9 protein-coding genes are annotated in these 11,543 nt (G+C 65.8%); 6 read left to right on the top strand and 3 right to left on the bottom strand.

Going from position 1 to position 11,543, the window contains the following annotated elements:
* Positions 1-5: 5 nt before the first annotated feature.
* Entirely contained in the window at positions 6-890 is an 885-nt protein-coding gene (locus U0034_RS22080; protein WP_085224762.1) for a shikimate dehydrogenase, read from the top strand.
* Positions 891-950: 60 nt separating this feature from the next.
* Positions 951-2,303, top strand: coding sequence for an MFS transporter (locus tag U0034_RS22075; protein WP_085224764.1), 1,353 nt, complete (start codon positions 951-953; stop codon positions 2,301-2,303).
* A gap of 38 nt (positions 2,304-2,341) precedes the next feature.
* Here U0034_RS22075 and U0034_RS22070 read toward each other — a convergent pair whose 3' ends face one another.
* Both U0034_RS22070 and U0034_RS22065 read right to left on the bottom strand, forming a co-directional pair.
* Positions 2,342-3,019, bottom strand: a complete 678-nt coding sequence (locus U0034_RS22070) for a TetR/AcrR family transcriptional regulator (protein WP_085224767.1) — start codon at positions 3,017-3,019, stop codon at positions 2,342-2,344.
* Positions 3,020-3,061: 42 nt separating this feature from the next.
* A complete protein-coding gene (locus U0034_RS22065) occupies positions 3,062-4,132 on the bottom strand; it encodes a 4-hydroxyphenylpyruvate dioxygenase family protein (protein ID WP_233211857.1) in 1,071 nt (356 codons plus the stop codon).
* A 462-nt stretch (positions 4,133-4,594) separates the two neighbouring features.
* On the opposite strand from U0034_RS22065, the gene shiA reads away from it, so the two are divergent.
* Together shiA and U0034_RS22055 are read left to right on the top strand one after the other, a co-directional pair.
* Positions 4,595-5,899, top strand: coding sequence for a shikimate transporter (gene shiA / locus U0034_RS22060; RefSeq protein ID WP_085225435.1), 1,305 nt, complete (start codon positions 4,595-4,597; stop codon positions 5,897-5,899).
* A gap of 37 nt (positions 5,900-5,936) precedes the next feature.
* The gene (locus U0034_RS22055) at positions 5,937-6,710 is read left to right on the top strand and encodes an IclR family transcriptional regulator domain-containing protein (protein ID WP_085224774.1); all 774 of its coding nucleotides are present in this window, start codon (positions 5,937-5,939) and stop codon (positions 6,708-6,710) included.
* Between the two features lie 46 nt (positions 6,711-6,756).
* Here U0034_RS22055 and U0034_RS22050 read toward each other — a convergent pair whose 3' ends face one another.
* Positions 6,757-7,890, bottom strand: a complete 1,134-nt coding sequence (locus U0034_RS22050) for an acyl-CoA dehydrogenase family protein (protein WP_085224776.1) — start codon at positions 7,888-7,890, stop codon at positions 6,757-6,759.
* Between the two features lie 273 nt (positions 7,891-8,163).
* On the opposite strand from U0034_RS22050, the gene U0034_RS22045 reads away from it, so the two are divergent.
* Complete coding sequence (locus U0034_RS22045) at positions 8,164-9,186, top strand: AraC family transcriptional regulator (RefSeq protein ID WP_085224780.1); 1,023 nt, start codon at positions 8,164-8,166, stop codon at positions 9,184-9,186.
* Between the two features lie 203 nt (positions 9,187-9,389).
* Entirely contained in the window at positions 9,390-11,540 is a 2,151-nt protein-coding gene (locus U0034_RS22040) for a sensor histidine kinase (RefSeq protein WP_085224782.1), read from the top strand.
* Positions 11,541-11,543: the final 3 nt, after the last annotated feature.

Raw genomic sequence — 11,543 nt, 5'->3', positions numbered from 1 at the left:
TTCGAATGGAGTCGGATGTGACAAGTAGCATGAAGCGGTCGTATCTCGTCGGCCTGATCGGATCGGGCATCGGCGGATCACTTTCGCCGGCGATGCACGAAGAGGAAGCGCGCCAACTGGGCATCAACTATGTGTACCGCCGCATCGATCTCGAGCGCATCGGCCGCGATGGGCGGGCGTTGCCGGATTTGCTCGACGCCGCGCAGGCGCTCGGCTACGACGGCTTGAACATCACGTATCCGTGCAAGCAGGCGGTGATTCCGCTGCTCGACGAACTGACGGACGATGCGCGGGCGCTGGGCGCCGTGAACACGGTGCAATTACGGGACGGACGGCGCATCGGCCACAACACCGACTGGTCGGGCTTCAAGCGGGCGTTCGAGCGGGGCTTGCCGGACGTGCGTCCGCGGCGGGTCGTGCAACTGGGCGCGGGCGGCGCCGGTGCCGCTGTGGCGCATGCGGTCATGACGATGGGCACGCACGACTTGGCGCTCGTCGACGTCGATCCGGCCCGTGCGCGTGCGCTCGCCGCCGAATTGCAGGCCCGCTTTCCGGATGCGCGCGTGAACGCCGTCGACGGTTCGCCAGCCATCCTTGCCGACGCGCTTGCGGCGTCGGACGGTCTCGTGCACGCAACGCCCACGGGCATGGCGAAGCATCCGGGGCTGCCGTTGCCGGCCGAGTTGCTGCATCCGCGCCTATGGGTGGCGGACGTCGTCTACTTCCCGATCGAAACGGCGCTGATCCGGGCGGCGGCTGCCCTTGGCTGCCGCACGCTGACAGGCGGCGGCATGGCGGTCTATCAGGCGGTGGAGGCGTTCGAGATTTTCACCGGCGCGGCGCCGGACGCCGAACGGATGTTCGTGCATTTTCAATCGTTGCTTCGCTGAAGCGGGCAGGGCAACGCTTACCGCAACACGCTGACCATAAATATTTCAGGAGACACGACGATGCGACAGCACCTTTCTTCACGGCTGCCGGCCGACGGCACGGCGGCAGCGGCATCCGGCACGATGAGGCGATCCTCGGCGCGCTATCGGATTCTCGCATTGCTCGCGATCGGCACGATGATCAACTACCTCGATCGCACGGTGCTCGGCATCGCCGCTCCGCAACTCACGAAGGAACTCGGCATCGGCGCGGCCGTCATGGGCATCATGTTCTCCGCGTTTTCGTGGACCTATGCCGCGTCGCAGATCCCGGGGGGCATCTTCCTCGACCGCTTCGGCAGCAAGCTCACCTACTACCTCGCGATGACGTTCTGGTCGCTCTTCACGCTCGCACAGGGGCTGGTGCACAACATCGGATCGTTGCTGGCCTGCCGCCTCGGGCTGGGCATTTCCGAGTCGCCGTGCTTCCCCACGAATAGCCGTGTCGTTGCCACCTGGTTTCCGCAGCGCGAGCGCGCGATCGCCACGGGCACCTATACCGTCGGCGAATATATCGGGCTCGCCTGCTTCAGCCCGCTGCTGTTCGCGCTGATGGGCGCCTATGGTTGGCGCACGCTCTTTTTCGTCGTGGGCGTGGCCGGCGTCCTCTTCGGCGTCGTCTGGTGGTTTCTCTACCGCGAGCCGCGCGAGCATCCGCATGCCAACGCGGCGGAAATCGAATATATCGAGGCGGGTGGCGGCCTCACGCGCGACGATGCGGCCCAGGCGCGCGGCCCGAGCCGGTTCTCGTGGCGTACCGTCGGGCAGTTGCTCAAGCATCGCCAACTGACGGGCATCTGCCTCGGGCAGTTCGCGGGCAACTCCACGCTTGTTTTCTTCCTGACGTGGTTTCCGACCTATCTCGCCACCGAACGCCATATGGGATGGCTCAAAATTGGCTTCTTTGCCATTCTTCCGTTCATTGCGGCGTCTGTGGGCGTGATGTTCGGCGGCTGGCTTTCCGATTCGCTGCTGCGCCGGGGCAAGTCGGCCAACGTTGCGCGCAAACTGCCGATCATCGCCGGCCTTTTGCTCGCCTCCACAATCATTCTCGCGAATTACGTGAAAAGCGACACGGTCGTCATTGCCATCATGTCGCTGGCATTTTTCGCGCAGGGCATGGCTGCGCTCGGGTGGACGCTCGTCTCGGATATCGCGCCGGAAGGGCTGCTCGGCCTTACCGGCGGCATTTTCAACTTCGCTGCCAACCTCGCCGGCATCGTGACGCCGCTCGTCATCGGCTTCATCGTGGCGGCGACGGGCTCGTTCGTCGGGGCGCTGGTCTTCATCGGCATCATTGCGCTGATCGGCGCGGCCGCCTATGTGTTCGTCGTCGGCGACATCAAGCGGATTACGCTCGAACCGCAGGCATAACCGTCATCGCCACGGCTACCCCGTGCGGTGCCTCGCAGTCAGGGGCGCCGCACGAAGCGCATGACGGCGTCGACGATCATGTCGCGATGCCGTGTGCGCAGGCGCGGGTGGGACGGGTCGCGACCGAACGCGGCCCCGAACGTGTAGCGGTTCGAGACGCGATGGAAGCAAAATGAACTGATGAGCAGGTGAAGGTCGATCGCGTCGATATCGGCGCGGAACCGGCCCGCCGCCACGCCGCGCGCGAGCAGGTCCTCGATCGTGTTGACGATGCTGACGTTGCGGCTCTTGAATGCCTTCAACTGCGAAATGTACTTCGCGCTGTGAATGTTCTCGATCGAGATCAGGCGCACGAAGTCGCGGTGCTTGTCGTGATAGTCGAACGTGAATTCCACGAGGCGCCGCATGCCCTCGTCGGGCTCGAATTCCTCGATGTTGAGCGCCTGCTCGAGCGTGCGGATATCGCCGTAGACCTTTTCCAGTACCGCTTCGTAAAGCCCTTCCTTGCTTTCGAAGTAGTAATAGAGCATGCGCTTCGTCGTATTGGTGCGCTCGGCGATTGCATCGACGCGCGCGCCCGACAGCCCCATCGACGAGAATTCCTGCGTCGCGACATCGAGAATGTTGCGTTTGGTTTCTTCGGGATCGTACTTGCGCCGGGCTTCGGTAGGGAGTTCGCTGCCTTCGGGCACGGCTGTCCGGACTGCCTTTTTCATTTTGCGCGGGGGCGGCTGTAACGCGGCATTCTAACATGGCCCTCATGCGCGGCTGCCATGCCGCGCATGCTCGAGTGCCAGCAGGTTGCCCTCGCCGAAGCCATGGTGGCCCCGCCGCTCGACGATCTCGAAGAAAATTTCGTGGGGCCCGGACTTCACGAACGTCTGGAGAAAAAGCCGAGGTGTGCCGTTGCCGTCGATCTCGCCATCCACAAGCACGTTGCGCCGGCGCAGCGCCTCGACATCGAGCCCGTGACCCGGCAACCGCGTGTCGATTTCGTCGTAATAGCGCGCGGGAGGCGCCAGGAACTCCAGGCCGTTTGCGACGAGCGCATCGACGCAGCGGAGGATGTCGTTCGTTCTCAATGCGATGTGCTGCACGCCTTCGCCGGGACGATCGGGCAGATATTCGTGCAGCAGTTGCGTGCGCGGCGTGCCTTCCTCGTAAAGCGGGATCGTGATGCCGCCGCATGGCGACTGCATGACGCGCGAATCGCCCGACAAGTGCCAGTTGGAATGCAACTCGCGGATCTCGCGGAAGTCGAGCATCTCGCGATAAAAGTCGAGCCACTCCGCGATGCGGCCCGAGCCGACCATCTGCGTGAAGTGGTCGACGCTCGAGAGGCCCGCGCCGGTGTGGTCGGCGGCTGCCGACGCGCAGTCCGGCAGCGCCCTGAAATCGACGTCGTAGATCGTTTGGCCGTTGCCCTTACCGCCTCGGCCGGGCCAGCGGTCGACGAAATAGATGTGCGAATCGCCGATGCCTTGAATGGCCGGTATGACGAGTTCCGACTGTCCCACGCGTTCGCCCTCGAACGGCCAGGCGCCGCGTTCCGTCGCACGTTCGAACGCCTGTTGCGCGTTCGCGACCCGCACGCCGATCGCGCAGATGCCCGCGCCGTATTCCTCGGCATAGCGCGACGCGAACGAGTCGGGCTCGGCATTGATCAGAAAATTCATTGCGCCCTGGCGGTACAGGGTCACCGCCTTCGTCACGTGCCGCGCCGTCGCCCGGAAACCGATTTGCTCGAATCGCCGGGCCAGCGCATCCGGTGAGGGCGCGGCGAACTCCACGAATTCGAGCCCGGCCATGCCGAGCGGGTTGGGCGGCATCGTTTCGCCGCCCGCGGTGGCAGGTGCGGCGGCAAATGCGGACGAATCGGGAAAGTCGGCGTTCATCGGAGTCTCCTTGCTGCGGGCTGCGGGCTGCGGGCTGCGGGCTGCGGGCTGCGGGCTGCGGGCGGCTGGGCACGGCCGCCGCACGTCGAAGCGTGCGCGTACGGCCGCTCGCCGCATCGCCCAATTTTAACCATTCAGTACATGAGCACGCGAGCCGCTGGAATCTAAATGCCATTTTTTTCGCCGTCAGTCGGTTAGTGCTAACCCGAGGAGCGTGCGATAATCGCACGCTCTTTGTCGATGATCGCGCGCATGCTATGCGAAATCCATTGTGTGAGCGAAGTCGCGCGCTTATGCTCCGAGCAACCGTCGCACAGGCCGGCTGCCCGATCGGCTCCAGCCCCGCGAACGAGCGGAATACGACGACGGCGCATTTGATCAATCGGAGACATGGTCATGATTCCAGCAGCTCACACGGTCGACGAATCCGCCCGCGGCCGGGCCTCGAGCCGCGCACGCAAGGCGGCGCTCGGCAGTTTCATCGGCGCGGTCGTCGATTGGTACGACTTTCTGCTATACGGCATCGTCGCGGCACTCGTCTTCAACACCGCCTTCTTTCCGAGCGTCGGGCCGGCAATGGGCGTTCTGGCGGCCTTCGCGACGTTCGGTGTAGGGTTTCTCTTTCGCCCGCTCGGTGGCATCGTGTTCGGCCACTTCGGCGATCGGCTCGGCCGCAAGCGCATGCTCGTGCTCACCGTCATGCTGATGGGCACCTCGACGGCGCTGATCGGATTGTTGCCGACCTTCGCGAGCATCGGCTGGTGGGCGCCCGTCCTCCTCGTTACGTTGCGTGCGGTCCAGGGCTTCGCGGTGGGCGGGGAATGGGGCGGCGCCGCGCTCATGGCCGTGGAAAGCGCGCCGCAAGGAAAGAAGGCGTTCTACAGCAGCGGCGTGCAAGTCGGGTATGGCGTGGGCCTCGTGCTCGCCACGGGGATCGTCTCGATCATCAGCCAGTCCATCGACAATGTCGCGTTCAAGGCGTGGGGCTGGCGCCTGCCGTTCCTGTTCAGCATCGTGCTTGTTGGCGTGGCGCTCTGGATCCGCTCGAACATGGAGGAGTCGCAGGAGTTCGAGCAGCAGGTGGAGCGGGCACACCGAAAAGTGCGTCTGCCCGTGATCGAGGCGTTGCGCAGCCACCCGGGCGCATTCGGGCTCATCATCGCGCTGCGGCTCGCCGAACTGTTCACGATGTATATCGTCACGACGTTCGCGCTCAGCTATTCGACGACGAATCTCGGCATGTCGCGCGACGTGTTCCTGCATATCGGCCTCATCGTGGGCGCCGTGAGCTGCGTGACGATCCCTTGTTTTGCATGGCTTGCGGACCGCTTCGGCCGGCGGCGCGTCTATTTGACGGGCGCGCTCGTCGGCGCGCTCGCTGCGGTGCCGTTCTTTCTCGCGCTCGAAGCACGGGCAACGCTGCCGATCGTCGTCTTCGCCGTGCTGCTCGCCAACGTATCGCACGACATGGTCGTGAGCGTGCAGCAGCCCATGTTCACGGAGTTCTTCGGCGCATCGTACCGGTACAGCGGAGCTGGCGTCGGCTATCAGGTGGCGAGTGTGGTGGGAGGCGGTTTCACGCCGTTCATCGCCGCGGCGCTCGTGGCGTTCGCGGGCGGCTCGTGGCATCCGGTGGCCGGCTACCTGATGGCGGGGTGCTTGCTGTCGTTCGTCGTGGCCTGGCTGATGGGCCGCCGTTGAGCGCGAACCGGCACACCGAGCGCGGAGTGCGCAACCTATGAAGCGCTCCGCGGAACTCGAGCGGCGCGACTGGATCGCCGGGCTCGAAAAGGGCCTTGCGATTCTCGAAGCGTTCGACGACCGTCATGCGCGGATGACGGCCACCGAGGCGGCCGCGCGCACGGGGCTCACGCGCACGGCCGCGCGCCGCTATCTGCTTACGCTCGAGCATCTCGGCTACGTCTATACCGACGGCAAGCTCTATGGGCTCACGCCGCGGGTGCTGCGCGTCGGCTGGTCGTACTTCGATTCCGCGCGGCTGCCTCGTCTCGTGCAGCCGTATCTGCAGCAATTGAGCGCCGCGCTCAAGGAGTCCGTGTACGTCAGCGTCCTCGACGAGTGGGAGCTCGTCTTCATTGCGCGCAATGGAGCCTCGCGCGTGATGACCACGGGCTTCGTGCTCGGTGCGCGTGTGCCCGCGCCGCTGGCCTCGCCCGGCGTCGTATTGCTCGCTCACAAACCCGATCAGGACGCCGTGCGCGCATGGCTCGACGCCGCCGAGCTTGCGCCGTTCACACCCTATACGCTGACCGAAAAGACGCGGCTGCTCGAGACGATCCGGCAGGCGCGCGCGGACGGCTATGCCGTCATCGAACAGCAGTTGCAGGTGGGGGTGCGTGGCATCGCCGTGCCGATCAAGGACCGGCATGGCGAAGTCGTGGCCGCGCTGAGTACGAACATGCCGATCGGCAAGGAGACGACCGATGCGGCATTGCAGCGGGTGTTGCCGTATCTGCAGGAGAGCGCGTTGAAGATGATGGGCGTCCTTTAGGGCGCCTTCGCGTCGGTAGCGCCGGGCCGATCGTTGCGCCCGGCCCTCACAACTGTCTGGCAATGACCATTCGCTGCACTTCGCTCGTGCCCTCGTAGATCTGAGTAATCCGGGCATCCCGGTAATGGCGCTCCACGGGGTAATCCTCGAGGTAGCCATAGCCGCCGTGGATCTGGAGCGCCTTCGAGCAGACTTCCTCGGCCATCTCCGAAGCATAGAGCTTGGCCTGCGACGCTTCCGACAGGCAAGGCTTGCCGTCGCTGCGCAGCCGCGCGGCATGATGGACGAGCAGGCGTGCGGCGTTGAGCTTCGTCGCCATGTCGGCGAGCATGTGGGCGATCGCCTGGTGTTCCTTGAGCGCTTTGCCGAACTGCATGCGCTCGTCGGCATAGCGGCGTGCCGCGTCGAATGCCGCGCGCGCGATGCCCACCGCTTGGGCGGCGATGCCGATGCGCCCGCCTTCGAGGTTGGCGAGCGCGATTTTCAAGCCCTCGCCGCGCGAGCCGAGCAGGTTTCCATCGGGCACGGCGCAGTCTTCGAGCGTGATGGGGCAGGTGTCGGAGGCGCGGATGCCGAGCTTGCTTTCCGGCCGGCCAATCCGAAAGCCAGGGGTATCGGCCGGCACGATGAATGCGGACAGGCCGCGCTTGCCAAGGGCGGGATCGGTCAGCGCGAAGACGATCGCCACGCCCGCGCGGCTGCCATTCGTGACGAATTGCTTGCTTCCGTTCAGGATCCAGCGCCCGTCTTCGTAAACGGCGCGGGTTTTCACGGCGGCGGCGTCGGAGCCCGCATGGGGCTCCGTGAGGCAGAACGCGCCTATCGTCTTGCCGAGCGCGAGCGCCGGCAGCCAGCGCTCGCGTTGCGCGTCGGTGCCGAACTGCAGGATCGGGCCGCAGCCCACCGAGTTGTGCACGGCCATCATCGTCGCGCAGGCCGCGCAACCGGCCGCAATTTCCTCGATGGCGAGCGCATAGGCGACGTAGTCGGTATAAGTCCCGCCGAATTCGGCCGGCACGATCATGCCGAGGAGCCCGAGTTCGCCCATCTGTGCAACGACCTGCTGCGGCAAGGTGCCTGCCCGATCCCACTCGCCCGCGTGCGGTGCAAGGCATGCGGTGGCGAATTCGCGTGCGCTGTCGCGGATCATCCGCTGCTCTTCCGTATGGAAATCGTTCATGGCGAGGTACCTTTTCGATCGTCGGGACACGCGTCGCGTGGCATGGGCCGCGGGGCCGCGCCCCGGCCGGGCTTGGCGGGATTGCGCGGCGCGGCTTACACTGTGCGGCTTTGGCCGCGGGTCACGGCTCGTTGGCGCCGGTGCGCACGCAAGGAAGTGTAAGAACGGCGCGCGCCGGTTTCGATGCTCAGCCCGCTCAGCGTGCGTGAGCGCATTTGCCATCGTACGAGCGAGGCGTATCGGGCACGGCGTGCGAGGCGCGGAATCGATGTCATGATCACGGAAAAAGGAACCATCGCGATCAGCCTCGTTCAGGAGGCGGTGGATTGCGTCGAACGATGCGGCGCCGACCCCCTGCCGTTGCTCGAGCAGGCCGGCATTGCCCCGCAATGGCTCGCGCGGCCGCACGCACGCGTATCCTCGGCGCAGTACGGCGCGCTTTGGAACGCGATCGGCCGGACGCTGGACGACGAGTTCTTCGGCCAGGATTCCCACCCGATGCGAAGCGGCAGCTTCGTCACGATGTGCCAGGCGGCGCTGACGGCGCGCAACGGCGCACAGGCGCTCGCGCGTGCCGCCTCGTTCATGCGGCTCGTACTCGACGACGTGCGGGTCGAGGCCGAAGCGGCGGGCGAGTACGTCCGCCTGCGGTATCGGCTGCGCGCGGGCGTGCCGCCGCTGGCGATGTTCGCCTATGCGACGCATTTCATATTGGTCTACGGCCTCGTATGCTGGCTCGTCGGCAGGCGCATCCCCGTGCTCGCGGCGCGTTTCGCCTGCACCGAGCCCGAGGCCGTGCGCGAGTACCGGCTGATGTTCTGCGAAGATCTGCGCTTCGGCGAAGCGGTATCCTACGTCGACCTCGACGCGGGCTTTCTCGCGCTGCCCGTCGTTCAGAACGCCCAGACGCTCAAAACGTTTCTGCGCGAGGCGCCGGCCAGCTTCATCGTCAAATACCGCAACCCCGATTCCGTGGCCGCGCGCATCCGGCGCCTGCTGCGCACGCGGCCCGTGCTCGAATGGCCGGGGGCCGATACGCTGGCGGCCGAGCTCCGCCTTGCCGAAGCGACGATGCGCCGTTACCTGAAACGCGAAGGCTGGACCTATCAGTCGATCAAGGACGCGCTACGCCGCGACATGGCCATTGCGGCCTTGCAGTCCGGCCGGGGCTCGATCGCCGATATTGCCGTATCGGTGGGCTTCGCCGAGCCGAGCGCCTTTCATCGCGCTTTCCGCAAATGGACGGGCGCGCGGCCGTCGGATTACCGGCCGCGCGAGGCGATGCCTCGTGCCTGATGTGTACCGGGCCCGCGCACGATAAAATGCGACAGGACGCTCGCCCGCGCGAAAACGTATTCATGGGGATTGGCCTTTAGAGTCGGCCGGCAGGCCCGTCCCCAGCGGGGTGAGGGACTGCCGCCGCGGCCTGATCGCGCGGCAGCTTGAAAAGAACGGGGTAGACGCGTGCGCAGCGGCACGCGGAAGATCGAGGAAGCGACATGGCGAATGCCGGCAGGCGGTTGGGCAAGCGTACGGCGCGCTGGATAGATGGGGGTGTTGCACTCGTCGGTGTGCTGATGCTCGTCACGGCGGCAATCGGTGCACTCGGCACGATCAGCCTTTACGACAGCGAGGCCGAGGTGTCGCGCACCAATCAGGTCGGTGCGGGGCTCGAGCGGCTGCTGTCGCTCGCGCGCGATGCGGAAACGGGTGCGCGCGGCTATGTCATTACGGGGCGCGACGAATACCTGGAGCCCTACGAGGCGGCCAGGACGCAGTTCGCTCCGCAATTCGCGGCACTGGCCCCGCTGCTGCGCATGCCTGAGCAGAAGCAGCGGCTTGCCGAACTGCGTACGCTCGTCGAGCACAATCAGCAGGAACTCGAGCGCGTCATTACCGCGCGGCGCGGCGCGGGCTTCGACGCCGCCCATGCGCTCGTGCAAAGCGACGCTGGCAAGACGTTCATGGATCGGGCGCGTCAGATCGTCGGCACGATGGAGCGCGCGGCCGGCCAGCAGCTGGTGATGCGCCAGCAGCGTGCGCGGAAAACACGCGATGCCGCGATCGCCATCGGCCTTGCCTCCGGTTTTCTGACGATCGTCGTTTGCGTCGCACTCGGTTATTTGACGCGCAGGCTCGTGCTGAGCGAAGCCAAGGCGGTCGACAGCCTCTTCGACCAAAAGGAGCTGCTCGACGTCGTGCTCTCGGGAATCGGGGACGGCGTGATCGCTACCGATCTGGAGGGCCGCGTCAATTTCTTCAACGCGGCCGCCGCGAAGTTGACCGGCTGGTCGCCCGAGGAGGCCATTGGCAAGCCGATCGACGAGGTGGCGGCGTTCATTCACGGCGGCGACAAGCAAAAGCTCGCGAATCCGGCGCTGATGGCGCTTACGGGCGGTGCTGCGCCGCTGCGCGAGCACCAGACGCTGCTCGTGGACCGGGCAGGCCGCGAGACGCACGTGGATGCCGGCGCCGCCCCCAGTTTCGACGTGAGCGGCAGGCTCATCGGTGCCGTACTCGTGATGCGCGACGTATCGGACCGCGAGCGCGCCGACGAGCGCTTCCGGCTCGCCGTGGAAGCGGCGCCGAACGCCATGATCATGGTCGATCAGCGAGGGCGCATGACGCTCGTCAATTCGCAGACGGAGAAGCTTTTCGGCTACGCGCGCGAGGAACTGATCGGCCAATCGATCGACATGCTCGTGCCGGATCGTTTTCGGGCCACGCATGCCGGCCAGAGGCAGGCGTTCGTCGCAAACGCGCATGCCCGGCCGATGGGCGCGGGACGTGACCTTTATGGCCGGCGCCGCGATGGCAGCGAGTTTCCGGTAGAGATCGGGCTCAATCCGCTGCGCACGGCGGAAGGCATGTTCGTGCTGAGCGCGATCGCCGATATCACCGAGCGCAAGCGCGCGGAAACCGAGCTGCGGCAGCGGACGGAGGAACTCGCGCGCTCGAACCGCGATCTGGAGCAATTCGCCTATGTGGCTTCGCACGACCTGCAGGAGCCGCTGCGTGCCGTCGCCGGGCCGCTGCAGTTGCTGCAGCGGCGCTATCAAGGGCAGCTCGATGCGCGCGCCGACGAATTCATCACGCACGCTGTCGACGGCGCGACGCGCATGCAGTCGCTCATCGACGACCTCCTCAGCTATTCGCGCGTAGGCCGGCTCGAAGACCCCGCCGAGCCGACCGAAAGCGCCGAGGCGCTCGAACGCGCACTGAGAAACCTGTCCGTACTCGTGCGCGAATCGGGGGCACAGATCACCCACGACTCATTGCCGCGCGTGCGCGCCATCCCGACGCAGCTCACGCTGCTGATGCAAAATCTTATCGGCAATGCGCTGAAGTTCCGCAGCAAGGAGCGCACGCCGACGATCCATATCGGAGCTACGCGCGTCGACGAGGGCTGGCAGTTCGCGGTCAAGGACAACGGCATCGGCATCGAGCCGCAGTATTTCGAGCGCATCTTTCTGATCTTCCAGCGGCTGCACACGCGCCGCGAGTATGCCGGCACGGGGCTCGGGCTTGCGCTTTGCAAGCGTATCGTCGAGCATCACGGCGGGCGCATCTGGCTAGAATCCACGCTGGGCGAGGGCACGACGTTCTTTTTTACGCTGCGCGAGCCGCTCGAGCCCGCGCATCAACGCTAGTTT

The sequence above is a fragment of the Trinickia caryophylli genome (assembly GCF_034424545.1).
Classification (GTDB): Bacteria; Pseudomonadota; Gammaproteobacteria; order Burkholderiales; family Burkholderiaceae; genus Trinickia; species Trinickia caryophylli.
Note: the sequence above shows the minus strand (reverse complement) of the source record. Positions and strands in the feature narration are given on the sequence as shown.